Here is a 24,468-nt window from a genome sequence, read left to right as displayed (position 1 = left end):
TCTTACATATGTAAATGTAAGTAACATTCACACACGACAAGGAGACGTCATGTCCGCCATTACCACCTGGCCCGCACAGGCCGAATCTTGGCTCGACCGCCAAGGCAAGCCCGCTTGGATCATCGCCATGGTCTTGGGTCTTATCGTTTTTTGGCCCCTCGGCCTCGCCCTACTGGCCTATATGATCTGGAGCAATCGCATGACCGTACGCAGCCTTCCCTCTCGCTTTCACCGCCAAAACGCCACGCGCAGCACTGGCAATGCCGCCTTTGACGCCTACAAGGCCGACACGCTGCGCCGTCTCGAGGAAGAGCAGGAACAATTCGAAGCCTTCCTTCAGCGCCTGCGCGACGCGCGCGACAAGGCCGAATTCGACCAATTCATCGACGAACGCCGCAAACCCACACAGGCGCAAACCACCGCCTGAGCCCTACCGCAAAACCAAAAAGGGCCGCCCTCTGGGCGGCCCTTTGACTGTGTAATCCGAAATGGATCAGCGCTTGGAGAACTGGAAGCTGCGGCGCGCTTTGCGCTTACCATATTTCTTCCGCTCAACGACGCGGCTGTCACGGGTCAGGAACCCTGCAGCCTTGAGCGCGCCACGCAGGCTGGGATCGTAAAGCTGCAGCGCCTTCGACACGCCGTGCTTGACCGCACCGGCCTGACCCGACAGACCACCACCGGCGACTGTTGCCATCACATCGAACTGGCCTTCGGTGCCAGAAATCGTGAACGGCTGTTTCAGGATCATCTGAAGCACGGGACGCGCGAAATACTCGTTCATCGGCTTGCCATTGACCACGACCTTACCCGAACCGGGCTTGATCCAGACGCGGGCAACCGCATCCTTCCGCTTGCCGGTTGCATAAGAGCGACCAAGCGCATCACGCTCGGGCTCACGCGGGGCTTTGATGGCCACGGCTGCAGCGCTGACACCGCCAGCGACGGCTTCGAGACCTTCGAGGGATTTGATTTCGTCAGCCATCAGTGAGCCACCCGCGTATTCTTGGAGTTCATGGATTTGACGTCCAACACCTCAGGGCTCTGCGCCTCATGAGGATGCTCGCCGCCAGCATAGACGCGCAGGTTGGTCATCTGCGTGCGGCTCAGGCGGTTGCCCGGCAGCATGCGCTTGACCGCCTGCATCACGACGCGCTCAGGGTACTTGCCCTCGAGGATCTCGCCGGTGGTGCGCGATTTGATGCCGCCCGGATGGCCGGTGTGCCAGTAGTTGGGCTTGTTGCGCTTGTTGCCGGTCAGCTGCACCTTGTCGGCATTGATGACAATCACGTTGTCGCCCATGTCCATGTGGGGGGTAAAGCTGGCCTTGTGCTTGCCGCGCAGGCGCATGGCGATGATCGACGCAAGACGGCCCAGAACCACGCCTTCGGCGTCGATCAGGATCCATTTCTTGTCGATATCTGCCGGGGTAGCAGAGAATGTTTTCATTTCAGGCAGAACCTTGTGCTTGGTCTTTGGTCTTGATCAGTTTGGGCCACCCTACGGGCGGCTCTGATGCGATGGGCGGGTTATAATCAGTTCAATGCGCAGGTCAACTGCCATATGTTCAAAATAAGCAAGCTAAATCAGTGACTTAAAAAATAGGTATTATTTTACCCCAAATAATCCACCCCGTCACCGTTCTTGAAATACGCCCGGGGGGTCCGGGGAGTGAACAGCGCCCCGTCTAGGGCTTCATTTGGGGGGGATCGAATAGGTCAGGCTCGCGCGCGCCACCGGCGCGCTCATCCCTTCGGAATAGATCAGAACATCCCCCACCGCCAGCACCCGCCCCAGCTTGAGCAACCGACACTCCGCGATCAAATCCACCCCTGCCATGGGCTTGCGCATGAAATCAATGCTGCAATTTGTCGTCACGGCCAGCCCCTCAGGCCCGATCATCGCCAGAATGCCCAAGTAAACCGACACATCCGCAAGCGCAAAGATCGACGGGCCAGACACCGTGCCGCCGGGCCGCAAATGCCGCTCTCCCACCAAGAGCCGCGTGCGGATGTGCATCTCGCCCACCTCCTCGATGGCAAACTCCCCCGAGACTTGTGGAAACTCCCGGTCGAGAAAACTCATCAAATCCGCCGCCGTCATCTTGACGCTCATGCTTTGCCCCCCGCGCTGTTCCGCGCTAGAATGGCCATAACGCACAAGGGGTTACAAGATGGCAATTCTCGACCGCACCGACCAGGGCGCAATCGCGCGGCTTACTCTCAATTCGCCCGGCAATCTCAACGCGCTTTCGGATGCCATGCTGGCTGCGCTTCAGTCCGAGTTTGACAGGCTGGCACAGGATCGCCACATCCGCGTGATCACCCTCATGGGTGCTGGCAAAGCGTTTTGCGCCGGGCATGATCTCAAGGAAATGACCGCCGGACGACAGGCCGAAGATGGCGGGCGCGCCTATTTCGCCGATCTCTTTGCACGTTGCGCCCAGATGATGACCACTATCCTTACCCTGCCCCAACCGGTGATTGCCGCACCGCATGGCATCGCCACCGCGGCAGGCTGTCAATTGGTGGCAAGCTGCGACATGGCCGTGGCCGCGCATGGCACGCGCTTTGGCGTAAATGGCGTCAATATCGGTCTGTTTTGTTCTACCCCGATGGTGGCGCTCAGCCGCAATATCCCGCGCAAACAGGCGTTCGAGATGCTGACCACCGGCCAGTTCATCGACACCGCCCGCGCCGCAGAGCTTGGCCTGATCAACCGCGCCGTGCCGCCCGAGGATCTGGAGTCTGAGACCATGGCCCTTGCCGAAACCGTCGCCAGCAAACTTGGCTCTGCCGTGCGCATCGGCAAACGCGCCTTTTACGACCAACTCGACATGGGGTTAGAGGCCGCCTATGCCCATACTGGCGCGGTGATGGTCGAAAATATGCTCGACCGCGACACCGCCGAAGGCATCGCCGCCTTCATCGACAAACGCGCCCCCGATTGGGATCAGTGACGCCCCTTTCCAAACACCCCTCAATGGCCTAAATCGCAGCCCATGGATAACGTATTACACATCATCGGCGGCGGCATGGCCGGGTCAGAGGCAGCATGGCAAGCCGCGAATATGGGCGTGCATGTGGTCATCCACGAAATGCGCCCAAGCGTCAAAACCTTTGCCCATCGAACGGGTGATCTGGCCGAAATGGTCTGTTCCAACTCGTTCCGTTCGGATGATGATGAACAAAACGCCGTGGGCCTCCTGCATTGGGAAATGCGCGCGGCGAATGGCCTGATCATGGCCATGGCCCACGAAAACCGCCTGCCTGCGGGCGGTGCCTTGGCGGTGGATCGCGATCGCTTTGCCCAATCGGTCACGGCGCGGCTGTTGGATCACCCGAATATCACCGTGCAACATGATGAAATCACGCAACTTCCTGACAGTGGCCATTGGATCATCGCCACCGGCCCGCTAACCTCTGAGGGGCTGGGACAGGCCATTGCCGCCGAGACCGGCACCGAGGCGCTCGCCTTTTTTGACGCCATCGCGCCGATTGTCTATCACGACAGCATCGACATGTCGCGCGCCTGGATGCAATCGCGCTATGACAAGGGCGAAACCGAGGCCGAGCGCACCGCCTACCTCAATTGCCCGATGGACCGCGATCAATACGAGGCGTTCATCGACGCGCTGCTGGCCGCCGACAAGACCGAATTTCACGAAGGCGAAGCAGAGTCTTCCCCCAACCCCACCCCTTATTTCGACGGCTGCCTGCCTATCGAGGTCATGGCCGAACGCGGCCGCGAGACCCTGCGCCACGGCCCGATGAAGCCTGTGGGCCTGACCAACCCACATGCGCCGGATGTCAAACCGCATGCCGTGGTGCAACTGCGCCGCGACAATGCGCTAGGCACGCTCTACAATATCGTGGGATTCCAGACCAAGATGAAGTATGGCGCACAAGCCACTGTTTTCAAAATGATTCCCGGCCTTGAGAACGCGCAGTTTGCCCGCCTTGGCGGCATCCATCGCAACACGTTCCTCAATTCCCCTACGCTGCTTGATGCGCAGATGCGCCTGCGCTCGCGCCCGCACATCCGCTTTTCCGGGCAGATCACCGGGGTCGAGGGCTATGTCGAATCCGCCGCCATGGGCCTTTTGGCCGGGCGTCTGGCGGCAGCGGAAATCCTGGGCCAGAGCCTGCCCCCCGTGCCACAGGACAGTGCCATGGGCGCGCTTATCCATCACATCACCGGCGGGGCCGAGGCGAAAACCTTTCAGCCGATGAATGTCAATTTCGGGCTCTTTCGCCCGATTGATGGGTTCAAGGGCGGCCGGCGTGGGCGCATCGACCGCTACAAGGGCTATACCGACCGCGCCAAGGCAGCTTGGGGCGAATGGCTGGCGGCTCAAAACATGAGCATTGCCTCATAACGCATTGAATATATGTTCATAACGCGCTTCGCCCCCTCGCCGACTGGCCCGCTCCATCTGGGGCATGCCTATTCTGCGCTGCTGGCCCATGACCGGGCGCGGGCTGAGGGCGGAACCTTTCTTTTGCGCATCGACGATCTGGATCACAGCCGCTGCCGCCCGGAATGGGAGGCGCAGATTTTTGATGATCTGACATGGCTGGGGCTCGACTGGCCCCGCCCCGTGTTGCGCCAATCAACCCACCTCTCCCGCTATCGCGCGGCCTTGAATATACTTTGGGATCAAGGGCTTTTGTACCACTGTTCCTGTAGCCGTGCCGATATTCGCGCCGCCGCCTCTGCCCCGCAAGAAGGCGCGCCGCTCTTGGGGCCAGATGGCGTGATCTATCCCGGCACCTGCCGCCCCACAGCCCCGCCAAACGGGCCGATGCCCGAGGGCTGCGCGCTGCGCCTTGATATGGCCCGCGCCTGCGCAACGCTCAACACCCGTCTGATTTATCGGGAAAAAGACGAACTCGTTGCCCCCCATGATTTGCCTCACACCGTCGGCGACGTGGTGCTGGCCCGCCGCGAGATGGGGGCCTCTTATCATCTGTCGGTTGTTGTGGACGATGCCGATCAGGGCATCACCCATGTCATTCGCGGCGAAGACCTGCAAGAGGCCACGCAAATCCACGTGCTCTTGCAACACCTCTTGGGCCTGCCCACGCCTGCCTATCACCATCATGCGCTGATCCGCGATGACGCTGGCAAGCGGCTGGCCAAACGCGATGACGCACGTGCTATCGCCACCTACCGCGCCCAAGGGGCGAGCCCGCAAGACATCCGGGCCATGGTCGGGCTCTAGCCTTACAGCGTTCCGAAAATGCTCAATCCAATGGTGCCATAGGGGCCATGATCTCGGTCTCTTCCCCGGCACGCACCGCCGTGTAAAAGCACGACCGCCGGTTGGTGTGACAGGCGGGGCCACTCTGGCGCACCTGCACCAACAGGCAGTCACGGTCGCAATCGACACGCATCTCAACCAACTCTTGCACATGCCCCGAGGTTTCGCCCTTGATCCAGAACGCCTGCCGCGAGCGGCTCCAATAGGTCACACGGCCCGTGTCGAGCGTGCGCGCGACCGACTCGGCGTTCATCCAGGCCATCATCAGCACCTCGCCGGTCTCGGCCTCTTGGGCGATGGCTGGGATCAACCCGTTCGCGTCATACTTTAGTGTCGCCGGATCGAAGGGCATGGCGGATTTCCTTTTGCATCTGCGCGCTCCACGCCTATTTATGGGGCAACACACGAAAGGGAAAGCCATGAGCGGCGAAACCGACCTGATCAAGCTTTATTCAGCGCGCATTCTGGAACTGGCCGCGGACATCCCGCATCACGGGCGCTTGGCCAGCCCACAGGCCAGCGTCAAGCGGCGCGCACCGCTTTGTGGCTCGACCGTGACCGTCGATATTCGCTGCGAGGGTGGCCGGATCACCGACTACGCCGCCGAGGTTAAGGCCTGCGCGCTTGGTCAGGCCGCCGCCAGCGTCGTGGGGCGCGCCATCATCGGTTGCGATCTGGCACAGGTGACAGCAGCGCGCGACGCGCTGCGCGAGATGCTGAAATCCGACGGCCCCACACCGCCCGCGCCCTTTGACGGGCTCGAGGTGCTGCGCCCCGCGCGGGATTACAAGAACCGCCACGCCTCTATCCTACTCACGATTGAGGCCGCGGTTGAGGCAATGGAAACCGTGCGCGCCCAAACGTCCTGCGCCTGACGGTGCTGTCGCGGCAAAGCGACAGCTTGTGAACAGGCCGCCCCTTACCTTCGGTAAATTGCGCGCTATCTCTCTCAGAGATATCCGGGGACAGCGCCATGACAGGGCAGAAACTCGACCAGAATAGCCCGCTGATCGGGCGATTTGATCAGTCCTTTTTGATCCATATGATCCGTGACTTTTTCATCATCCTATTGATGGTGACGGTGCTGGAATTCGCGCTCAAGGCGGGGATGGTCTATTACAAATTCCGCGTGCATGGTGCCACTGATGCCACCGAGGCGGCTCAGGATCTCGCCGATAATGTGCGCTCCATCATGCGCAACGAAGGCGGGCCGGTCGCCGCGCGCACGGTCTATCCGATCCTTCAGGACAATTGGGACGGGCTTGGTTACCGCATCGCGATCATCCCCTCCGATGTCACGATCCGTTCCATTGAACAGGGGTTCGATTTTACCCCCGAGGGCTTGCCCCGCGGCGATTGGCCCGACACCGCCCATGCAAGCGCCACCCTGCCCATCACCGCCGAGCCTTTTTGCCTTGCCTGTCACTCCGAGGCGCAGGTGGGGGATGTGCTGGGCGAGGTGACGGTGCGGCGGGATCTTGCGACGGATTTCGCACAATGGATCGAGGATATGCGCCTAACCGGCCTTTTGGCTCTGGCCAAAATCGTGCTGCATTCGGTGCTCTTGTTTCTGATCCTGCGCGCGCGGCTTGAACCGCTGTTGGGCCTGCGCACGGTGGTCAGCAATCTTGCCCGCGCCTATGGCGGGCTGAACCACCGCGCCGAAATTCGCAGTGCCGATGAGTTCGGTGTGCTGGCACGCGATCTCAACCTCTTTCTAGACCGCATCACCCGGCTGATGGGCGAACTCGATGAGGTGCTGCAACGGGTGGTCACGGTCAATGATGACATCGTCACCATCCAAGCCGATCTTCGCGACCGGATCGACACCCTGACCGGACGCATCCGGCGACTGGAGCGCGCCGCGATGCTCAGCGCTAAGTCAGAGCCGCGCCTCTCGAAAGCGTGGTTTGATACGGCACGCCGCGCTGTCTCTGACCTGCGCAGCCAGACCCCTGAGGATGCAGGGGCTCTGATCGAGGATCTACGCGCCGTCGTCGCCAATGCCGAGGCGCAGATTGCCGGAAGCGAAGCGCTCTTTGCTGATCTGGGTGCTTTGGGCGATGAAAGCGAACGCCTGCGCCATGTCATGTCCGAGATGATCCGCCTTGAGGAGCGGATGAAGGGCATCGTCGACACCGGCAGCGTTCTGGTGCAGCGCCTGCGCCCCGGCCCTGTGCCCTCGGAATGAAAAAACCGCCGCACGCTCGGATGAGCGGCGGCGGCAGAGTTGAGCGGGTCACAGGCCCCGGACATTCGGGAGGATTGAGGCAAATCCCGAAAACCGGATGGGACAGGTGGTGTGGCGCATCCCCAAAGTTGGGACAGGAGGGATGCAGCCAAAGCCGGGGCAAACCCGCAGGCAGAAACTCAGGCAGAAATCAGAGAAAACCGGGCAGATAAAGCGCACCGACCAGCGTCACCATCAGCGCAAGCGCGCCAACCGCATCGCCGACAATCGTATCCTGCGCACGGGTCGCAGTCGTCTTGATCTGGTGCAACATCTGGGGGCTCCTTCTGAAAACCTCTGTGTTGCTACTTTGTTCTCATATCGCAAACACCAAGTAAAGAACTTTTTAAGAACATATGTGAACAAAAATTCTAACCCACGGAAATTAAACGAATTGCCTGATCCTGCTCCATCAACCACAAGAGCACGCGCGCCGCACGTCCCCGCTCTGACACAAGGTCCGGATCGTCGTGAAGCAGTTTGCGCGCATCCGATTGCGCCACTGCCATCAGCGCCGATTGCGATTCGAGATCGGCAATGCGAAATCGCGGCAGGCCAGATTGCGCCGTTCCGATCAGATCGCCCGCGCCGCGCATCTCCAGATCAACCTCGCTGATGCGAAACCCGTCCTCTGTGTCACGCATCGTGGTCAATCGTCGCTCGCCGCTCTCACTCAGCGGGGCCTGATACATCAAGAGACAGGTCGACGCCGCCTGCCCCCGTCCAACGCGCCCGCGCAACTGATGCAATTGCGCCAGCCCGAAACTCTCGGCGCGCTCGATCACCATGATCGAGGCATTGGGCACATCCACCCCAACCTCAATCACCGTGGTCGAGACCAGAACGCTTGTGTCGCCCCGTTGAAACGCGGCCATCGCGGCATCCTTGTCCTCGGGCGGCATCTGTCCGTGCACCAGCCCCACAACGCCCTCCCCAAGGGCTGCGCGCAACCGCTTGAACCGCTCCTCGGCGCTGCTCAGGTCTACCACCTCGCTTTCCTCGACCAGTGGGCAAACCCAATAGGCCTGACGCCCCTCGGCCAAGGCGCGGCGCAGGTGATCGACCACCTCATCAATCCGCCCCATACTGATCAGCGCCGTCTTGATTGGCTGGCGGCCGGGCGGCTTTTCATCCAGCACCGACACATCCATATCGCCATATTGCGCCAAGGCCAGTGAGCGCGGGATTGGCGTGGCGGTCATCACCAGCACATCGGCCTGTGCGCCCTTTTTGCCCAGTTCAAGACGTTGACGCACACCAAAACGGTGTTGCTCATCGACAATGGCCAGACGCAAATCGGAAAACTCCACATCCTTTTGAAACACCGCATGGGTGCCCACGAGGATCTGAATATCGCCCCGCGCAAGCGCCGCCAGCTTGGCGCGTCGCTCGGTGCCCTTGTCGCGGCCCGTCAGGATTTCGAGCACCACGCCAGCACTCTCGGCCAAGGGGCGCAAGCCCTGCAAATGTTGCCGCGCGAGGATTTCGGTGGGGGCCATCATCACCCCTTGCCCGCCCGCTTCGACCGCGATGAGCAGCGCCTTGAACGCCACCAGCGTCTTGCCCGCGCCGACATCGCCCTGAAGCAGCCGGTTCATCCGTTGTGGGGCGGCCATATCGGCGGCAATCTCGGCAATGGCCCGCGTTTGCGCCCCGGTCAGCGCATAGGGCAGCGCCATGAGCACCCGTGCCTGCAAAACCCCTGTTCCCACGGTCGCGCGCCCCTTGGCGCGGCGCAGTTTTGAGCGGGCCAAGGCCAATGTCATCTGATGCGCCATCAACTCATCATAGGCCAAGCGCTCGCGTGCCGGATGCGCAGGCGAAAGATCCCGCGCCTCTTGCGGCCTATGGGCGGCACGCACCGCAGCGGCCCAATCGGGCCAGCCGGCCTGCGCCTTTTGCACCGGGTCGATCCATTCGGTAAGGTCTGGCAGGCGCATCAACGCCGAGTGCACCCCTTTGGTCATCACGCGCTGCGTGACGCCTGCGGTCAACGGATAGACCGGTTCAAAATCAGGGATGTCCGATGCCTCCTCAAGAGGCAACATATGATCGGGATGCACGATTTGCGCGATTCCGTCGAAAAGCTCTGCCTTGCCCGACACGATCCGCCGCGCGCCGGTGGGCAGCATTTTGCGCAGATACTCATCGCGGGCATGAAAGAAGACGAGATGAAAGCTGGTGGCAGCATCCTCGACCACCACGCGATACGGCCCGCCTTTGCGCGAGGGCGGACGGTGCTGTCCCACAGTCACCTCGACCGTCACGATCCCGGGCATCTCTGCCCCCTGCACCGTGGCGCGGCGGCGGCGATCCACGCCGGAATGCGGCAGTGTCAGGATCAGGTCGCGCGGTCGCGTGATCTCGAGCGCAGCGAGGGCTTGCGCGGTCTTCGGCCCGATCCCCTCGAGCGTTTCCAGCCCGGCAAAAAGCGGAAATAGGATTTCCGGCCGCCCGCTCATGCGTCCCCGATCAGGGTCAGCCAACCATCCTCGTCAATTGTCTCGATCCCCAAGTCTTGTGCCTTCTTGGCCTTGGACCCGGCCCCCGGCCCTGCCACCAAAAGGTCGGTCTTGGCACTGACCGATCCCGCAACCTTGGCCCCCAGCCCTTCGGCCCGCGCCTTGGCCTCGGCCCGCGTCATCTTTTCGAGACTGCCGGTGAAGACGACGGTCTTACCCGCAACCGGGCTGCCATCGGTTCTGGGGCGCGCGGCCTCTTGCACGGTCAGATACTCGGTCAGCCGGTCAATGCTGCCGCGTTCATGCGGCTCTGCAAAGGCCCCGACAAGGGCGCGCGCCATGACCGTGCCCACCCCGTCGATCCCCAACAGACGCTCCCACTCCGGCCCTTCATAATCCTTGGCCCCGTCCATCGCCGCGATGAACTCATCCCAAGTGCCGTAATTGCGCGCAATCAGGGTACTGGCCTGCTCGCCCACATGCCGGATCCCAAGCGCAAAGAGCAACCGACCAAAGGGTATTTTTCTTTTTTCTTCAATAGCTTCAAAGAGGTTCTTCGCGCTCTTTTCGCCCCAGCCCTCGCGGTTCTTCAACTGCTGCAGGCCAGAGCCATAGCGCTCTTGCAGCAGGAAAATATCTGCCGGTTCCTTGATCCAGCCATCGCGGTAGAATTGCTCTACCTGCTTGGCCCCCAGCCCTTCGATGTCAAAGGCGGCGCGGGATACGAAATGCTTGAGCTTTTCCACCGCCTGCGCCGGACAGATAAGACCGCCCACACAGCGCCGCACTGCATCGCCTTCTTCGCGCACCGCATCCGATCCACATTCGGGACAAGTCGCGGGAAAGACATAGGGTGTGGCCCCCTCCGCCCGCTTGCTCAGGTCTACATCGGCCACTTTTGGGATCACATCGCCCGCGCGGTAAACCTGCACCCAGTCGCCCACGCGAATATCCTTGCCGCCGCGAATGACCTCGCCTTTGCTGTCACGCCCGGCGATGTAATCCTCATTATGCAGCGTGGCATTGCTGACCACCACGCCGCCCACCGTGACCGGCGTCAGCCGTGCGACGGGGCTCAGCGCGCCGGTGCGCCCAACCTGAATGTCGATCGCCTCCAGCCGTGTCCAGGCCAGTTCGGCGGGAAACTTATGCGCAATCGCCCAACGCGGCGTGGTCGAGCGAAAGCCAAGACGCGCCTGCAGGCCCAGATCATCGACCTTGTAGACCACGCCGTCGATGTCATAGCCCAAGGTCGCGCGCGCCTGTTCGATCCGCGCGTAATGCTCAAGCAGCGCCTCCACCCCATCACAGAGCACTGTCAGCGGGTTGGTCTGAAACCCGAGCGCCTTCAGACGCGCAATCGCGCCCATCTGCGTCTCGGCCAAGGGCGCGCTCACCTCGCCCCAGCTATAGGCAAAGAACCGCAGCGGCCGCGCGGCCGTGATCTTGGCATCCAGCTGCCGCAACGATCCCGCCGCGGCATTGCGCGGATTGGCAAATTGTTTGTCCGATTTCTCGGCTTGCCGCGCGTTCAGTGCGGCGAAATCGGCATGGCTCATATAGACTTCGCCGCGCACTTCCAGAATTTCGGGCGCACCGGTCAAACTCTCGGGAATATCGGTGATGGTGCGGGCGTTGGCGGTGACATTCTCACCCACCTCGCCATCGCCGCGCGTCGCGGCCTGCACCAACCGGCCCTGCACATATCGCAAGCTCAGGCTTAGCCCGTCGATCTTTGGCTCAGCGGTATAGGCCAGCGGCGCATCGTCCGGCAGGCCCAGATAGCGGCGAATACGGCTGTCGAACTCGGCCACATCCTCTGGCTCGAACGCATTGCCCAGGCTCAGCATGCGGATGCTGTGCGCCACCTTGGCAAAGCCATCCAGCGGCGCGGCGCCTACCTGATCCGATGCGCTGTCGTCGCGCTTGAGCGTAGGAAAGCGCGCCTCGATCGCCGCATTGCGCGCCTTGAGCGCGTCATAGGCCGCGTCGGTGATTTCGGGCGCATCCTCGGTGTGATAGGCCCGGTTTGCCGCCGCCAAGAGCGCCGCAAGCCGCCCCAATTCGGCCTGCGCCTCGCTTTCGGTCAGATCCTCAACGGCAAGTTTGTCGGTCATCGGCCCCTCGCTGATCCTGGATGCGGCGGCCATTCCCTGCCCGCCTCTCCCTGATCAGAGTGATAGTGCCCGACCCGCCCAGCGTCCAGAGCCTGTGCTGCCCTCAGGCCCCAATGGCCAGAGGCCGCCCGCCCAGCGTCGCTTGCTCAGGATCCCGCAGCACATAGCCGCGCCCCCAGACCGTCTCGATGTAATTGACACCATCGGTGGCCTCGCAGAGTTTCTTGCGCAGCTTGCAGATAAACACGTCGATGATCTTGAGTTCCGGTTCATCCATGCCGCCGTAGAGGTGGTTCAGGAACATCTCTTTGGTCAGGGTTGTGCCTTTGCGCAGGCTCAACAGCTCCAGCATCTGGTATTCCTTGCCGGTCAGATGCACCGGCTTGCCGCCCGCATCCACCGTCTTGGCATCAAGGTTCACATTGATCTTGCCGGTGCGGATCACCGATTGCGAATGCCCCTTGGACCGCCGGATGATGGCGTGGATACGCGCCACCAACTCATCGCGGTGGAATGGCTTGGTCAGATAATCATCCGCGCCAAATCCGAACCCTTTGATCTTGCTTTCGGTGTCATCCGCCCCTGACAGGATCAGGATCGGCGTGGCAATGCGCGCCAGCCGCAATTGGCGCAACACCTCGTGCCCGTTCATATCCGGCAGGCCCAGATCCAGCAAGATCAGGTCGTAATCATAGAGCTTTGCCAGATCTATGCCCTCTTCCCCCAGATCGGTGGTGTAGACATTGAGATTGGCATGGGTGAGCATCAACTCGATGCTTTTCGAGGTTGTCGGATCATCCTCGACCAAAAGTACGCGCATTGGGGACTCCATGGATCATTGTTTTGATACCGATCACACTGCTCAAAAATGGTTAACTACCCGTTACCATTGTTTCAACATCTCAAATGCTCAACCTGCAGTTATCGATACACCCCCAATGCCGTGACCTTGAGCGCACCCTCCCCATGCTTGGCCACCGCGGCAATCCAGCCGTCAAACTCCTCTTCGCTCAGCCCATAGGTTTCAAGCGCCTCACGCCGCGAGATCAGCCCATAGGCGACCCCGCGCACCACCGCCAACTTGCGCGATGCAACCCATCGCGCCGTATCGGCGGGCGGCAAATCCGCCCGGCTGAACACCGTTCCATCCGCCAAGGTAACAGCCCTTGGCCCTTCCACTTTCTTGAGATACATGACGCTCACCCCTTTGGTCTGGTGCACCCAGAATGGCGCTTTCAGGCTTAATGCGGTGTGAAACCGGGTCTTGAGAGTGTTTAGGATTTTCCTATATTCTGAAACACCCGAGCGGAGGCCGCCATGGCATTGGACATAAATAAACCATTGAACTCCCTTGGGTTTCCGAAATCCCCGGCCGAAACCCGTGTGGTTGTCGCCATGTCGGGCGGCGTTGACAGCTCGGTTGTGGCCGCACATCTGGCCGCCGAGGGCTATGATGTGGTGGGCGTCACCCTGCAACTTTACGACCATGGCGCGGCTCTGGCCAAGAAGGGCGCCTGCTGTGCCGGGGTGGATATCCACGACGCCCGCCGCGTTGCCGAGGAAATGGGCTTTCCGCATTACGTGCTGGATTACGAGAATATCTTTCGCGATGCCGTGATCGACGAATTCGCTGATAGCTATCTTGCCGGGGCCACGCCCGTGCCCTGCATCCGCTGCAATGAACGGGTCAAGTTCAAGGACCTCTTGGAAACCGCCCGCGATCTTGAGGCGGATTGCATGGCGACCGGCCATTATATTCAGCGCAAGATGGGCGTGCAGGGGCCGGAATTGCACAGCGCCACTGATTCGGCGCGCGACCAGTCCTATTTTCTGTTCTCGACCACGCCCGAGCAGCTCGAATTCCTGCGCTTCCCGCTGGGGCATCTGCCCTCGAAACAGGCGACGCGTGAATTGGCTGCGCAATATGGCCTGCAAGTCGCGGACAAACCCGACAGTCAGGACATCTGCTTTGTCCCCAACGGCAATTACGCCAGCGTGATCGAAAAACTGCGCCCCGGTGCCGCCGAACCCGGTGAGATTGTCCATGCCGATGGCCGCATCCTTGGCACGCATGAGGGCGTCATCCATTACACCATCGGTCAGCGTCGCGGCCTTGGCATCGGCGGGCTGGAAGAGCCGCTCTATGTCGTGCGCCTTGACGTCGACACGCGCCGTGTGATCGTCGGCCCCAAGGACATGCTCTCGACCCGCACCGTACCGCTGCGCGAAATCAACTGGCTGGGTGATGCCCCCCTCACCTCTCAGGCGGAATGGCATATCTCGGTCAAGGTCCGCTCCACCCGCCCCCCGCGCGAGGCGGTGCTGCGCCCCATTTCCGCCACCGAGGCGACGGTTGAATTGCTGACACCAGAGGAAGGCGTCTCGCCCGGTCAGGCCTGCGTTTTCTATGAAACCACCGGCACCCGCGTTCTGGGCGGCGGCTGGATCTGGCGCGGCGCGACAGTCTGAGGCGTTAAAACGCCCCGCTCAGGTGTTGAAGAGAAAGTGCAAAACGTCGCCATCCTTGACGACATAGCTCTTGCCCTCAGACCGCATCTTGCCCGCGTCCTTGGCCTTTTGCTCGCCGCCAAGTGTCACGAAATCGTCATAGGCAATCGTCTCGGCCCGGATGAATCCGCGCTCAAAATCGCCGTGGATCACGCCCGCCGCCTTGGGCGCGGGCGTGCCTGCCGGAATGGTCCAGGCGCGCGCCTCTTTGGGCCCGACAGTGAAATACGTCTCAAGATGCAAGAGACCATAGCCCGCCCGGATCAGCCGATCCAGCCCTGCCTCTTCCAGCCCCATCTCGGTTAGAAACATCTCCGCTTCTTCCGGCTCGAGCTTGGAGATTTCCTCTTCGATCTGCGCAGAAATCACGACTGAGGCCGCGCCCTGTTCAGCAGCCATCTTTGCCACCGCCTCAGAATGGGTATTGCCGGTCGCGGCATTCCCCTCATCCACGTTGCAGACATAGAGCACCGGCTTGGCGGTCAAAAGTTGCAGCATTTTCCATGCTTTAATGTCTTCGGCATCCACCTCAACCGTGCGCGCTGGGCGTCCCTCTTCCAGCGCGGCCTGCGCTGCGGCCAAGAGCCGCTCGGCCTGTGCCGCCTCTTTATCGCCGCCCTTGAGCTTGCGTTGCAGGCCTGCGCGCCGCTTTTCAACCGACTCAAGATCAGACAGCATCAATTCGGTCTCGATCGTATCGGCATCCGCCACCGGATCAACGCGCCCCTCGACATGGGTCACATCGCCATCCTCAAAGCAGCGCAGCACATGCGCAATCGCATCCGTCTCGCGGATATTGGCCAGAAACTGATTGCCCAGGCCCTCGCCCTTAGACGCCCCTTTGACCAGCCCGGCAATGTCGACAAAGGTCATGCGCGTCGGGATGATCTGCTTGGATCCGGCAATCTGCGCCAATTTGTCCAGCCGCGCATCGGGCACGGCCACCTCGCCCACATTCGGCTCGATCGTGCAAAAAGGAAAGTTCGCCGCCTGCGCCGCAGCCGTGCGGGTGAGCGCATTAAAGAGCGTGGATTTGCCAACATTGGGCAGGCCCACGATTCCCATTTTAAAGCCCATCTCAGACCCTCCATGCGGTGAATTGCGCGCATCTACGGGTTTGCGCCCCCCAAGGTCAAGCCGGGCATTGATTTCCCGCGCGCTTTGCGCCAAACCCGCACGGACCCATTCGAAGGACAGACCAACATGACACGTATCGACGCCAAATTCGCAGAGTTGAAGGCCGCCGGTAAAAAGGCGTTCGTTTCCTACATCATGGCGGGCGATCCGGATTATGACACCTCGCTCGCGGTGATGCAGGGGCTGCCTGCTGCGGGGGTGGATATCATCGAATTGGGCGTGCCCTTTACCGATCCGATGGCGGACGGGCCGACCATCCAACTGGCCGGTCAGAGGGCGCTGGCGGCGGGCATGACGCTCGAAAAAACGCTGGCCATGGCGCGCGAGTTTCGTAAAGGCGATGACAGCACGCCCATCGTGCTCATGGGCTATTACAACCCGATCTACAATCGTGGCGTGGACAAGTTCCTGACCGATGCCAAGGCCGCCGGGATCGACGGGCTGATCGTGGTTGATCTGCCTCCCGAAGAGGATGACGAACTCTGCATTCCGGCCAGCAAGGCGGGGATGAACTTCATCCGCCTCGCCACCCCCACCACCGATGACAAACGCCTGCCCAAGGTGCTCGAAAACACCTCTGGCTTTGTTTATTACGTCTCGATCACCGGCATCACCGGGGCAGCGGCGGCAGAGGCGGCGGATGTCGCCCCCGAGGTGGCACGCATCAAGGCTCAGACCGATCTACCGGTGATCGTGGGCTTTGGCATCCGCACGCCGGAAACTGCGCAGACGATTGCCAGCGTTGCCGATGGCTGCGTCGTGGGCTCGGCCATCGTGGGCGAGATTGCCAAGGGCAAAGCGGTCACAGAGGTTTTGGCCTTTGTAAAAGGTCTGGCCGACGGGGCACACCGCGCCTGAGTGCCATGCCGAATAGTTAATAAAACGTAAATATAACGGATAGTTGCGGGTCGAAGCTATAGCGCTCTGACTTGACTCACCGCGCGGCCTCACGTATAGGTTGTGACATGCTGGACGAAATGGGCAACGGCCCCGGGGGAAACCTCGGAGGCCGTTTTTTCATGTCGAGCAGACAGAGGGGCCCACCGAAACACACCACTCATGAGGCAAGAGCACGCATGGTTTTGATCACCCCCGACGAGGGGCCCACCGGCCTGACCACCTCGATCAACGCGCTGGAACAGCAATTGGCCGACATGCGCGTCGATCTGGCAGAGATCTATCAACGGATCAGAGCCGGTGATCTGGATGAATTGAAAAACGCGACCAAGGCCACCGCCGAGATCCGGCAATGGCTCAAAATCGCTCTGGAAGCGGAGGCACAACTTGAACGACGCAGAAAAGAAGACCTTGGTATTGTCCATGGATACGCCCTCGATTTCGACGACGCCCGGCATCAGATCGGGTGCCGATTGGATCGTCTCAAACGGGCAAGCTGTCCGGGACGACTTTCTCGATGCCCTGAGTGATGGCGAGCTCATGGCCCTGCCCTATCTCTTCGAGTTCTGGGCGTTGCCGCATCAACTGCCGCCCTCGGGCGACTGGCGGACATGGGTGATCATGGGCGGGCGGGGTGCGGGCAAGACGCGCGCTGGGGCAGAATGGGTGCGGTCCGAGGTCGAAGGCGCGCGCCCCATGGATTCAGGCCGCTGCAAGCGGATCGCCCTTGTGGGCGAGACCATTGATCAGGTGCGCGAAGTGATGATCTTTGGCGAAAGCGGCATTCTCGCCTGTTCGCCCCCCGACCGCCGCCCCGAATGGCAGGCTACACGCAAGCGGCTGATCTGGCCCAATGGCGCGGTGGCACAGGCCTTTTCCGCCCATGATCCCGAGGGGCTGCGCGGCCCGCAATTCGACGGGGCCTGGGTGGATGAGCTGGCCAAGTGGAAACGCGCGCGCGAAACTTGGGACATGCTGCAATTCGGTCTGCGGTTGGGCGAAGCGCCGCGCGTCTGCGTCACCACCACGCCGCGCAATGTGGGCGTGCTCAAGGATATCCTTGCCACCCCCAGCACTGTGACCAGCTCCGCCCCCACCGAGGCCAACCGCGCCCATCTCGCCGAGAGCTTCCTTGACGAGGTGCGCGCACGCTATGCAGGCACGCGACTTGGGCGGCAGGAACTGGATGGCCTGCTGATTGACGAGGCCGAGGATGCGCTCTGGAGCCCCGCCATGCTAGAGGCCGCGCGCGTCGACACCTTGCCCGAATTTGATCGCGTTGTGGTGGCGGTTGATCCGCCGGTTTCGGGCCATGCCGCATCGGATGAATGCGGGATCATTGTGGTCGGGGCCATCACGCGCGGCCCGGTGCAGGACTGGCGCGCCTATGTTCTGGCCGATGCCAGCGTCAGCGCCGCCAGTCCCGCCCGCTGGGCCCGCGCCGTGATCCGCGCACGCGAGCTTTGGGGGGCAGAACGGGTGGTGGCCGAGGTCAATCAGGGCGGCGATCTGGTGGAACAGGTGATCCGGCAGGTCGACCCCCTCGTGCCCCTGCGCAAGGTCCACGCCAGCCGGGGCAAGGTGGCACGGGCAGAGCCGGTGGCAGCGCTTTATGAACAGGGCCGGGTGCATCACGCGCGCGGGCTTGGCACGTTGGAGGATCAGATGTGCGCCATGACCGCGCGCGGCTATGAGGGCCGTGGCAGCCCCGACCGCGTCGATGCGTTGGTTTGGGCGCTCACCGATCTCATCGTGGAACCCGCCTCGAAATGGGTCCGCCCAAGGGTGCGCGGGGTCTAAAGCGCACCGCCGACGGGGGCCTAACGTCCCGGGCCTGACCCGGGACATCGGCGCCGCCCCCCGTGCTATGCCGGGCACGATAGCTTAACGCTGCCATGGGTCTTTTGATCCATGCGGGGGGCATGCAGGCTCAATTCAACGGATACAGGCGCAAGATACACGGCTCTGTGCAATGTTCAGACGTAGACGATATCGCTGACCCAAGTCCGGTTCGGCATGTCTGGCGCAAAGACCCGGTTCACCTTGTCATCGGCTTAGGGTGCTGAATGGTCATAAGGCCCCGATTTCCAATAATCGACAGGAGCCCAAAGATCCGGTAGTGCGGCCCTGACATTTTGTTTTTAAGGGATTTCTTGGCATGGGCTGATTGGTAGATGCTAAATCCAAAGCATCATCCCAGTCTGAACCATCGGGCCAAGCGTAGATTCCAAAAGCAGAGATAAAGAGACAGACAAACCCACATTCAGTTGAAAAATATAGCCCTTTTTCTTGACAATACCTCCTCTGGACGCCCAAGTCTCTTCCGCGTACCGCCCAACCCAAGGACCCTGCCATGATCCCCACCACCTACCCGCCCAAGGATGAGATCGCCCGTCTGACCGCCCGCATGCTGCTGGAAATCGGCGCAGTGCATTTCAACGCGGACACGCCCTTTACGCTGGCCTCTGGCCTGCCCTCACCCACCTATATCGACTGCCGCAAGTTGATCTCCTATCCGCGCATCCGCAGCACCCTTATGGATTTTCTCTCGATCACCGTGATGCGGGAAGCCGGGTTTGAGGCGTTCGACAATATCGCGGGCGGCGAAACCGCGGGTATTCCCTTTGCGGCCCTTGTCGCCGAGCGTATGGCCCTGCCCATGACCTATGTGCGCAAGAAACCGAAAGGCTATGGGCGCAACGCTCGCATCGAAGGGGCCATGACCGAGGGGCAGCGCGTGCTCTTGGTTGAGGATCTCACCACGGATGGCGGCTCAAAGCTCAGCTTTGTGGATGCCATCCGCGAAACCGGGGCCACCTGCGGCCATACGGCGGTGATCTTTTACTACGGCATTTTCCCCGAGACCGAGAAAACCCTTGGCGATCACGGCGTGGCCCTGCATCACCTCTGCACGTGGTGGGATGTGTTGGCCGAGGCGCGCACGCAAGCGATTTTCGAGACCGCTACCCTTGACGCGGTCGAAGATTTCTTGCGCGATCCCCGTAAGTGGCAGGCGGCACACAAGAAATAAATTTGTCCTCAGGGGATGGGGATAAACCACCTCTCGAATCGTAAAATGCTTCGATATGTGGTAGGCTAGGAAAATCCTAATACAGGATATGGGCGGCGCTTCTCTGGCGCGGCCCTATCCACCGACTTATCCCGCCAAATGCCCACAGGTTTATACAAGTGGCGAGCGCGCAAGGATTGGCCTAGAACTCTCGAACCAAGACTACCGACACGATACCGATAAAACACCGAACACACGGGGACCGCAGGCATGAACGAGATCAGCGCTTTCAATCCGACTGGGGCAGAGATTCAATCCGCTGAAAGCGTGCCGCATTCGATCGAGGCTGAGCAGCAACTCCTCGGTGCGATCCTGACAAATAACGATGTCTATGACCGCATCGCCGCCATTATCGGCCCACAGCATTTCTACGACCCCGTCCATGCCCGTATTTTCGAAACCGCCGCCGCCCGCATCGCCAAGAACAACCTCGCCTCGCCCGTAACCTTGCGCGCGTTCCTCGAAAATGATGAGGGGTTAAAAGAGCTTGGCGGGCCTGCGTATCTTGCCAAACTGGCCGGTGCCGCGATCTCGACCTTCGCCGTGCGCGACTATGCGCAAATGATCTATGATCTGGCGATCCGCCGCGCGCTTATTGCCTTGGGTCATGACATCGCCGGCAAGGCGGCCCGCGTCAATGTCGATAGCGAACCCAAGGATCAAATCGTCGAGGCCGAACAAAAGCTCTACCAATTGGCTGAGCAAGGTCAGTCCGAGAGCGGATTTCAAAGCTTTCTCAAGGCTGTAACAGACGCTGTTAATGTGGCCAACGCCGCCTATCAGCGCGAAGGCGGGTTGGCAGGCATCTCAACCGGGCTGGTCGATCTTGATGGGAAACTGGGCGGGCTGCACAAATCCGACCTTCTGATCCTTGCGGGTCGCCCCTCGATGGGCAAAACCTCGCTCGCGACCAATATCGCCTTTAACGTAGCCAAGGCCTATCGCCGAGGCACGCTGCCCGATGGGTCAGAGGGGGCTGTGGATGGCGGCGTCGTGGGCTTCTTCTCGCTTGAAATGAGCGCCGAACAATTGGCCGGTCGGGTGCTGGCCGAAGCCTCGGAAATCTCTTCGCACAAGATCCGTCAGGGCGACATGGACGAAAGCGAGTTCCGCCGCTTTGTCGAAGCCGCCAAGACACTGGAATCCTGTCCGCTCTATATCGACGATACTGCCGCGATCCCGATTTCACAACTTGCCGCGCGCGCGCGGCGGTTAAAGCGCACGCATGGTCTTGATCTCTTGATCGTCGACTACCTGCAGCTTGTGCGCGGGTCCTCTGACAACCGGGTGCAGGAGATTGGCGAAATTTCCATGGGGCTCAAGGCAATAGCCAAGGAACTTAACATCCCCGTCGTGGCCCTTTCGCAGTTGTCGCGCCAAGTCGAAAGCCGCGAGGACAAGCGCCCGCAACTCTCGGACCTGCGCGAATCCGGCTCGATCGAACAGGACGCCGATGTCGTGATGTTCGTGTTCCGCGAAGAGTATTACAAGGAACGCGAAAAGCCGGGCGATCACGAGATGGATAAGATGGCCGAATGGCAAGAGGCGATGTCGCGCCTGCATGGCAAGGCCGAAGTCATCATCGGCAAACAGCGCCACGGCCCCATCGGTACGGTTGAATTGAGCTTTGAGGCGCAGTTCACCCGCTTTGGCAATCTGGTCAAGCCCTGGCAACAAGGCGGAAACGCCGACTACTGAAACCTGCAATGGACGGGGGCGCTGCCCCCGAACCCCCGAGGTATTTCGGGCCAGATGAACCGCAATTGATAGCAAGACACGCCGACCATGCCCCGATATGCCCTCCGGATCGAATATGATGGCGCGCCCTTTGCCGGATGGCAGCGGCAGGTCGATCACCCCTCTGTGCAAGGTGCCGTCGAGGCGGCGCTCGCGCGGATTGAACCGGGGTCCCATACCATCGCCGCCGCCGGGCGCACGGATGCAGGCGTGCACGCGATTGCCCAGGTGGCGCATTGCGACCTGACACGGGAATGGGGCACGTTTCGCCTGTCAGAGGCGCTCAACTATCACCTCAAACCTTTGCCCGTGGCGATTACGGCCTGCGTGCGTGTCGCTGAAGACTGGCACGCAAGGTTTTCCGCAAACGAGCGGCGCTATCTTTTTCGCGTCATGTCGCGGCGCGCCCCTGTTACGTTGGACCGAGGCCGGGTTTGGCATGTGCGCCCAAAGCTCGATATCGACGCGATGCGCGCAGGTGCACAACATCTGATCGGGATGCATGATTTCACCACTTTCCGCTCGACCATTTGTCAGGCGGCAAGCCCAATCAAGACATTGGACGCCATTGAGATCTCAGAGCACGAGAGCGCCATGGGCCCCGAGATCCATTTCCGCCTGCGCGCCCGGTCGTTTCTGCACAATCAAGTCCGCAGTATCGTGGGCACGTTGGAGCGTGTGGGCGCGGGGTCTTGGCATCCCGATGAGGTGCGCGCCGCACTGAACGCACGCGACCGCGCCGCCTGTGGCCCGGTGTGCCCCCCTCATGGCCTCTATCTGGCTGGGGTCAGCTATCCGCAAGACCCGTTCGCCGCGCAAGATTAGGCTTTGATCTTGCGTCCTTGCCACGCTAAGACCCTGCCCAGCGGTCCCGTAGCTCAACCGGATAGAGCACCTGACTTCTAATCAGGATGTTGGGGGTTCGAGTCCTCCCGGGATCGCCAGATATTGTGAATCCGCTGTCTTATATGCGCCGGCCACCTGTGTTTGTGCGCGATGCAGGCGATAACGCAAATCTGACTTGGCCTCTTGCCACGCCAGTAGTTAGCGCGTTGACGCCCGTTTCAGGATATCCGCCGCATTCGGGTGATTGAGCAGCGCTTGCCCCACCTCGAATTGCAGGTGGCTGGGGGCGTTCTGGCCTGCAATCTGTCGGCTCAGCGCCTCTTTGAGATCGGCGGGCAGTGCAGCAGAGGTGCGCGGATCGACCAGCAGGGTTTCGGCAGCAATCCCTTCGGCATAGATGATTTGATGCCGGTCAAAGAGCAGTTGCACGTAATCTATGAAACCGCCGCTCTCGCGGCGCACGGTATCCCCGTTGACCAGATGCCGGGCGCGCACCAATACTTCGGCCCGGCCAGCACCAAGGGCATCCGAGCGCTGGTAGATAAAGAGCCGGTGATCGGGGCTGACCAACAGGTCGTTTTCATTGTGCAACGCCCCCGCAGAAATCCGAATGGGGGCGAAATCCCCGACCGCGCGAACGGTCGAATGCCCGACCCACCGAATTGGCCGCACCCCGTCATCGCGGGTAAGGACCATATCGCCGCGCACCAAGGTTTCGACCGGGCGCTGTTCCCCCGTTGCCATGGTGATGTGGGTGCCCCGCGAGAACGACACGCACGCCACCTGAGCAAAACGTTGAAGCACGTTCTCCGTGTCAATGCCCACAAGCGCATAGCCGGTCTTGGGCCGCATCTGCGCCAGCGGCATGGCAAAAATCTCGACCATGTTTCCGGCATCATCCACCTCGACCAGCACGATCATTTCGGTTGTGCGCCCGGTGCCCGACATCAACGTCAGGCAACAGTCGAGATGGATTTGCGCACCGGGTCGACCAACCTCGGAGCCGCGAGCGATTTTAAATGGTGCCCCCCCTGCCAGAGAAAGCGAGAGGCGAAGCTGCCGCGCTTGCGGCTGCAACTCATAGACATCGTCGAGGTCGAGCTCTGCCGCAAAAGACAGCGCATCCCCCATGTTCGCCCCGTTGACGACGCGAAAATCCAATCCCGTATACACGGGCAGGATGTGGTCGGACGGGGCAAGATCAGAGGTCATGGGTGCAGTTGGTCCTGATATGGCTGGGGTCACAATTCTCTATCGGGCAGCGTAGTTTAGAATTGTGGTATCATGGCGTCAATGTGATGGACATGACCTCGTGGACGAGGCCCGCCACACGCCCGCTTGCAATCATCTGGCCATTCTTGCCGACAGCGTGTTAATTTCGCGTTGATTAAGCAGGAGAGTGGATGATGGATCTGGGGATCAAGGGGAAACGGGCGTTGGTCTGCGCCGCGTCCAAAGGCTTGGGATTGGGCTCTGCGCGCGCATTGGCCGAGGCAGGGGTCGATCTCGTGATCAACGCACGCGGCGGCGAGGCGCTCGAGGCGGCAGCAACGGCCATTCGTGCGGATTTCGACGTTACCGTTCAGACGGTCGCGGCCGACATTACCTCAGAGGCCGGTCGCGCAGCAGTGCTTGCCGTGGCGCAAGACGTGGACATTCTCGTCAACAATGCCGGAGGACCGCCGCCGGGTCTGTGGTCTGATTGGGACCGCGAGGATTTTATCCGAGCACTCGACGCCAATATGCTGACCCCTATCGCGCTGATAAAAGCCTTGGTCCCCGGAATGATGGCGCGCGGCTGGGGCCGTGTGGTCAACATCACCTCGCAATCGGTCAAGGCGCCGATCCCGGCGCTAGGTCTTAGCAATTCGGCGCGCGCAGGCCTGACAGGCTATGTCGCGGGCACGTCACGGCAAGTGGCTGGCAGCGGCGTCACGATCAACAACCTGCTACCGGGTATCCATGCCACGGATCGCGCCACAGTACTGGATGAAGGCGTGGCCAAAGCACAAGGGATCAGCATGGAGGAGGCAAAGGCGCGCCGCTGTGCCAGCATTCCCGCTGGGCGCTATGGCACGGCGCAGGAATTTGGCGCGGCTTGTGCCTTTCTCTGTAGCCAGCATGCGGGTTTTATCGTGGGACAAAACATCCTGCTGGATGGCGGCGGCGTCAACGCAACGCTCTGATCGCGGGCATCACGA

General features: G+C 61.2%; 25 protein-coding genes and 1 tRNA gene. 15 read left to right on the top strand and 11 right to left on the bottom strand.

All coding sequences use genetic code 11. From position 1 onward, the window contains the following. Nucleotides 1–49: 49 nt before the first annotated feature. Entirely contained in the window at nucleotides 50–427 is a 378-nt protein-coding gene (locus RAK1035_RS13850) for a DUF2852 domain-containing protein (protein ID WP_008282212.1), read from the top strand. 66 nt (nucleotides 428–493) lie between these two features. Here the strand turns inward: RAK1035_RS13850 and rpsI are convergent, their stop codons facing one another. The 3 genes from rpsI to RAK1035_RS13835 form a co-directional block, all read right to left on the bottom strand. Next, nucleotides 494–985, bottom strand: a complete 492-nt coding sequence (rpsI, locus tag RAK1035_RS13845; RefSeq protein WP_008282211.1) for a 30S ribosomal protein S9 — start codon at nucleotides 983–985, stop codon at nucleotides 494–496. Next, nucleotides 985–1,449 carry a 50S ribosomal protein L13 gene (gene rplM / locus RAK1035_RS13840; RefSeq protein ID WP_008282210.1) on the bottom strand — a complete coding sequence of 155 codons (465 nt, stop codon included), beginning with the start codon at nucleotides 1,447–1,449 and terminating at the stop codon, nucleotides 985–987. Before rplM ends, rpsI begins: the two co-directional genes overlap by 1 nt. Nucleotides 1,450–1,695: 246 nt before the next feature. Beyond that, a complete protein-coding gene (locus RAK1035_RS13835) occupies nucleotides 1,696–2,115 on the bottom strand; it encodes a PaaI family thioesterase (RefSeq protein ID WP_008282209.1) in 420 nt (139 codons plus the stop codon). A gap of 58 nt (nucleotides 2,116–2,173) precedes the next feature. On the opposite strand from RAK1035_RS13835, the gene RAK1035_RS13830 reads away from it, so the two are divergent. The 3 genes from RAK1035_RS13830 to gluQRS are packed head-to-tail and all read left to right on the top strand — an operon-like array spanning nucleotide 2,174 to nucleotide 5,224. Further along, a complete protein-coding gene (locus RAK1035_RS13830; protein WP_008282208.1) occupies nucleotides 2,174–2,959 on the top strand; it encodes an enoyl-CoA hydratase in 786 nt (261 codons plus the stop codon). Nucleotides 2,960–3,001: 42 nt separating this feature from the next. After that, nucleotides 3,002–4,378 carry a methylenetetrahydrofolate--tRNA-(uracil(54)-C(5))-methyltransferase (FADH(2)-oxidizing) TrmFO gene (gene trmFO / locus RAK1035_RS13825; RefSeq protein WP_008282207.1) on the top strand — a complete coding sequence of 459 codons (1,377 nt, stop codon included), beginning with the start codon at nucleotides 3,002–3,004 and terminating at the stop codon, nucleotides 4,376–4,378. Between the two features lie 12 nt (nucleotides 4,379–4,390). Further along, nucleotides 4,391–5,224: a tRNA glutamyl-Q(34) synthetase GluQRS gene (gene gluQRS, locus RAK1035_RS13820; RefSeq protein WP_008282206.1), complete on the top strand. Its 834-nt coding sequence runs from the start codon at nucleotides 4,391–4,393 to the stop codon at nucleotides 5,222–5,224. 22 nt (nucleotides 5,225–5,246) lie between these two features. On the opposite strand, the gene hisI is transcribed toward gluQRS, so the two are convergent. After that, nucleotides 5,247–5,615, bottom strand: a complete 369-nt coding sequence (gene hisI / locus RAK1035_RS13815) for a phosphoribosyl-AMP cyclohydrolase (RefSeq protein WP_008282205.1) — start codon at nucleotides 5,613–5,615, stop codon at nucleotides 5,247–5,249. 67 nt (nucleotides 5,616–5,682) lie between these two features. Here hisI and RAK1035_RS13810 point away from each other — a divergent pair, with 67 nt between their 5' ends. Both RAK1035_RS13810 and RAK1035_RS13805 read left to right on the top strand, forming a co-directional pair. Beyond that, on the top strand, nucleotides 5,683–6,138 hold the full coding sequence (locus RAK1035_RS13810) for an iron-sulfur cluster assembly scaffold protein (protein ID WP_037298318.1): 456 nt from the start codon (nucleotides 5,683–5,685) through the stop codon (nucleotides 6,136–6,138). 98 nt (nucleotides 6,139–6,236) lie between these two features. Beyond that, a complete protein-coding gene (locus tag RAK1035_RS13805) occupies nucleotides 6,237–7,454 on the top strand; it encodes a HAMP domain-containing protein (protein ID WP_008282203.1) in 1,218 nt (405 codons plus the stop codon). A 190-nt stretch (nucleotides 7,455–7,644) separates the two neighbouring features. Here the strand turns inward: RAK1035_RS13805 and RAK1035_RS20655 are convergent, their stop codons facing one another. The 5 genes from RAK1035_RS20655 to sciP form a co-directional block, all read right to left on the bottom strand. Beyond that, a complete protein-coding gene (locus tag RAK1035_RS20655) occupies nucleotides 7,645–7,767 on the bottom strand; it encodes a hypothetical protein (protein ID WP_008282202.1) in 123 nt (40 codons plus the stop codon). A gap of 97 nt (nucleotides 7,768–7,864) precedes the next feature. After that, nucleotides 7,865–9,955, bottom strand: coding sequence for an ATP-dependent DNA helicase RecG (gene recG, locus RAK1035_RS13800; RefSeq protein WP_008282201.1), 2,091 nt, complete (start codon nucleotides 9,953–9,955; stop codon nucleotides 7,865–7,867). Continuing rightward, nucleotides 9,952–12,072, bottom strand: coding sequence for an NAD-dependent DNA ligase LigA (gene ligA, locus RAK1035_RS13795; protein ID WP_037298422.1), 2,121 nt, complete (start codon nucleotides 12,070–12,072; stop codon nucleotides 9,952–9,954). The genes recG and ligA overlap by 4 nt, the downstream gene beginning before the upstream one ends. Before the next feature lie 103 nt (nucleotides 12,073–12,175). After that, nucleotides 12,176–12,892 carry a response regulator transcription factor CtrA gene (gene ctrA, locus RAK1035_RS13790; RefSeq protein WP_008282199.1) on the bottom strand — a complete coding sequence of 239 codons (717 nt, stop codon included), beginning with the start codon at nucleotides 12,890–12,892 and terminating at the stop codon, nucleotides 12,176–12,178. A 101-nt stretch (nucleotides 12,893–12,993) separates the two neighbouring features. Beyond that, the gene (sciP, locus tag RAK1035_RS13785; protein WP_008282198.1) at nucleotides 12,994–13,266 is read right to left on the bottom strand and encodes a CtrA inhibitor SciP; all 273 of its coding nucleotides are present in this window, start codon (nucleotides 13,264–13,266) and stop codon (nucleotides 12,994–12,996) included. A gap of 123 nt (nucleotides 13,267–13,389) precedes the next feature. Here sciP and mnmA point away from each other — a divergent pair, with 123 nt between their 5' ends. Then, the gene (mnmA, locus tag RAK1035_RS13780) at nucleotides 13,390–14,541 is read left to right on the top strand and encodes a tRNA 2-thiouridine(34) synthase MnmA (protein WP_008282197.1); all 1,152 of its coding nucleotides are present in this window, start codon (nucleotides 13,390–13,392) and stop codon (nucleotides 14,539–14,541) included. Nucleotides 14,542–14,559: 18 nt separating this feature from the next. On the opposite strand, the gene ychF is transcribed toward mnmA, so the two are convergent. Beyond that, nucleotides 14,560–15,657 (bottom strand): redox-regulated ATPase YchF, encoded by a 1,098-nt coding sequence (gene ychF, locus RAK1035_RS13775; protein ID WP_008282196.1) that lies wholly within the window; start codon nucleotides 15,655–15,657, stop codon nucleotides 14,560–14,562. A 126-nt stretch (nucleotides 15,658–15,783) separates the two neighbouring features. Between ychF and trpA the strand changes: the two genes are divergently transcribed. The 7 genes from trpA to RAK1035_RS13740 all read left to right on the top strand — a co-directional run bounded on the left by trpA (nucleotide 15,784) and on the right by RAK1035_RS13740 (nucleotide 22,365). Beyond that, nucleotides 15,784–16,575 (top strand): tryptophan synthase subunit alpha, encoded by a 792-nt coding sequence (gene trpA / locus RAK1035_RS13770; RefSeq protein ID WP_008282195.1) that lies wholly within the window; start codon nucleotides 15,784–15,786, stop codon nucleotides 16,573–16,575. Between the two features lie 107 nt (nucleotides 16,576–16,682). Next, the gene (locus tag RAK1035_RS13765) at nucleotides 16,683–17,144 is read left to right on the top strand and encodes a hypothetical protein (RefSeq protein WP_112303091.1); all 462 of its coding nucleotides are present in this window, start codon (nucleotides 16,683–16,685) and stop codon (nucleotides 17,142–17,144) included. Beyond that, nucleotides 17,038–18,414: a DNA-packaging protein gene (locus tag RAK1035_RS13760; protein ID WP_232279230.1), complete on the top strand. Its 1,377-nt coding sequence runs from the start codon at nucleotides 17,038–17,040 to the stop codon at nucleotides 18,412–18,414. Before RAK1035_RS13765 ends, RAK1035_RS13760 begins: the two co-directional genes overlap by 107 nt. 553 nt (nucleotides 18,415–18,967) lie before the next feature. Further along, on the top strand, nucleotides 18,968–19,645 hold the full coding sequence (locus tag RAK1035_RS13755) for an orotate phosphoribosyltransferase (protein ID WP_008282192.1): 678 nt from the start codon (nucleotides 18,968–18,970) through the stop codon (nucleotides 19,643–19,645). Nucleotides 19,646–19,894: 249 nt separating this feature from the next. Next, nucleotides 19,895–21,382 carry a replicative DNA helicase gene (locus RAK1035_RS13750; RefSeq protein ID WP_008282191.1) on the top strand — a complete coding sequence of 496 codons (1,488 nt, stop codon included), beginning with the start codon at nucleotides 19,895–19,897 and terminating at the stop codon, nucleotides 21,380–21,382. An 87-nt stretch (nucleotides 21,383–21,469) separates the two neighbouring features. Further along, nucleotides 21,470–22,246, top strand: coding sequence for a tRNA pseudouridine(38-40) synthase TruA (gene truA, locus RAK1035_RS13745; protein ID WP_008282190.1), 777 nt, complete (start codon nucleotides 21,470–21,472; stop codon nucleotides 22,244–22,246). Between the two features lie 42 nt (nucleotides 22,247–22,288). Continuing rightward, nucleotides 22,289–22,365 (top strand) — tRNA-Arg (locus tag RAK1035_RS13740). A gap of 100 nt (nucleotides 22,366–22,465) precedes the next feature. Here RAK1035_RS13740 and RAK1035_RS13735 read toward each other — a convergent pair. Further along, nucleotides 22,466–23,479: a Hint domain-containing protein gene (locus RAK1035_RS13735; protein WP_008282189.1), complete on the bottom strand. Its 1,014-nt coding sequence runs from the start codon at nucleotides 23,477–23,479 to the stop codon at nucleotides 22,466–22,468. A gap of 194 nt (nucleotides 23,480–23,673) precedes the next feature. Here RAK1035_RS13735 and RAK1035_RS13730 point away from each other — a divergent pair, with 194 nt between their 5' ends. Then, complete coding sequence (locus tag RAK1035_RS13730) at nucleotides 23,674–24,453, top strand: SDR family oxidoreductase (protein ID WP_037298416.1); 780 nt, start codon at nucleotides 23,674–23,676, stop codon at nucleotides 24,451–24,453. Nucleotides 24,454–24,468 lie beyond the last annotated feature (15 nt).

Origin of the sequence: Roseovarius sp. AK1035, assembly GCF_003288315.1 — a bacterium.
GTDB lineage: Bacteria > Pseudomonadota > Alphaproteobacteria > Rhodobacterales > Rhodobacteraceae > Roseovarius > Roseovarius mucosus_A.
This window is presented reverse-complemented; position numbering and strand designations above follow the sequence as displayed.

What these genes read in the sequence shown, in the direction of transcription:
- RAK1035_RS13850 (WP_008282212.1), top strand. Translation starts at nt 50, where the DNA reads ATGTCCGCCATTACCACCTGGCCCGCACAGGCCGAATCTTGGCTCGAC.
- rpsI (WP_008282211.1), bottom strand. Translation starts at nt 985, where the DNA reads ATGGCTGACGAAATCAAATCCCTCGAAGGTCTCGAAGCCGTCGCTGGC.
- rplM (WP_008282210.1), bottom strand. Translation starts at nt 1,449, where the DNA reads ATGAAAACATTCTCTGCTACCCCGGCAGATATCGACAAGAAATGGATC.
- RAK1035_RS13835 (WP_008282209.1), bottom strand. Translation starts at nt 2,115, where the DNA reads ATGAGCGTCAAGATGACGGCGGCGGATTTGATGAGTTTTCTCGACCGG.
- RAK1035_RS13830 (WP_008282208.1), top strand. Translation starts at nt 2,174, where the DNA reads ATGGCAATTCTCGACCGCACCGACCAGGGCGCAATCGCGCGGCTTACT.
- trmFO (WP_008282207.1), top strand. Translation starts at nt 3,002, where the DNA reads ATGGATAACGTATTACACATCATCGGCGGCGGCATGGCCGGGTCAGAG.
- gluQRS (WP_008282206.1), top strand. Translation starts at nt 4,391, where the DNA reads ATGTTCATAACGCGCTTCGCCCCCTCGCCGACTGGCCCGCTCCATCTG.
- hisI (WP_008282205.1), bottom strand. Translation starts at nt 5,615, where the DNA reads ATGCCCTTCGATCCGGCGACACTAAAGTATGACGCGAACGGGTTGATC.
- RAK1035_RS13810 (WP_037298318.1), top strand. Translation starts at nt 5,683, where the DNA reads ATGAGCGGCGAAACCGACCTGATCAAGCTTTATTCAGCGCGCATTCTG.
- RAK1035_RS13805 (WP_008282203.1), top strand. Translation starts at nt 6,237, where the DNA reads ATGACAGGGCAGAAACTCGACCAGAATAGCCCGCTGATCGGGCGATTT.
- RAK1035_RS20655 (WP_008282202.1), bottom strand. Translation starts at nt 7,767, where the DNA reads ATGTTGCACCAGATCAAGACGACTGCGACCCGTGCGCAGGATACGATT.
- recG (WP_008282201.1), bottom strand. Translation starts at nt 9,955, where the DNA reads ATGAGCGGGCGGCCGGAAATCCTATTTCCGCTTTTTGCCGGGCTGGAA.
- ligA (WP_037298422.1), bottom strand. Translation starts at nt 12,072, where the DNA reads ATGACCGACAAACTTGCCGTTGAGGATCTGACCGAAAGCGAGGCGCAG.
- ctrA (WP_008282199.1), bottom strand. Translation starts at nt 12,892, where the DNA reads ATGCGCGTACTTTTGGTCGAGGATGATCCGACAACCTCGAAAAGCATC.
- sciP (WP_008282198.1), bottom strand. Translation starts at nt 13,266, where the DNA reads ATGTATCTCAAGAAAGTGGAAGGGCCAAGGGCTGTTACCTTGGCGGAT.
- mnmA (WP_008282197.1), top strand. Translation starts at nt 13,390, where the DNA reads ATGGCATTGGACATAAATAAACCATTGAACTCCCTTGGGTTTCCGAAA.
- ychF (WP_008282196.1), bottom strand. Translation starts at nt 15,657, where the DNA reads ATGGGCTTTAAAATGGGAATCGTGGGCCTGCCCAATGTTGGCAAATCC.
- trpA (WP_008282195.1), top strand. Translation starts at nt 15,784, where the DNA reads ATGACACGTATCGACGCCAAATTCGCAGAGTTGAAGGCCGCCGGTAAA.
- RAK1035_RS13765 (WP_112303091.1), top strand. Translation starts at nt 16,683, where the DNA reads ATGCTGGACGAAATGGGCAACGGCCCCGGGGGAAACCTCGGAGGCCGT.
- RAK1035_RS13760 (WP_232279230.1), top strand. Translation starts at nt 17,038, where the DNA reads ATGGATACGCCCTCGATTTCGACGACGCCCGGCATCAGATCGGGTGCC.
- RAK1035_RS13755 (WP_008282192.1), top strand. Translation starts at nt 18,968, where the DNA reads ATGATCCCCACCACCTACCCGCCCAAGGATGAGATCGCCCGTCTGACC.
- RAK1035_RS13750 (WP_008282191.1), top strand. Translation starts at nt 19,895, where the DNA reads ATGAACGAGATCAGCGCTTTCAATCCGACTGGGGCAGAGATTCAATCC.
- truA (WP_008282190.1), top strand. Translation starts at nt 21,470, where the DNA reads ATGCCCCGATATGCCCTCCGGATCGAATATGATGGCGCGCCCTTTGCC.
- RAK1035_RS13735 (WP_008282189.1), bottom strand. Translation starts at nt 23,479, where the DNA reads ATGACCTCTGATCTTGCCCCGTCCGACCACATCCTGCCCGTGTATACG.
- RAK1035_RS13730 (WP_037298416.1), top strand. Translation starts at nt 23,674, where the DNA reads ATGGATCTGGGGATCAAGGGGAAACGGGCGTTGGTCTGCGCCGCGTCC.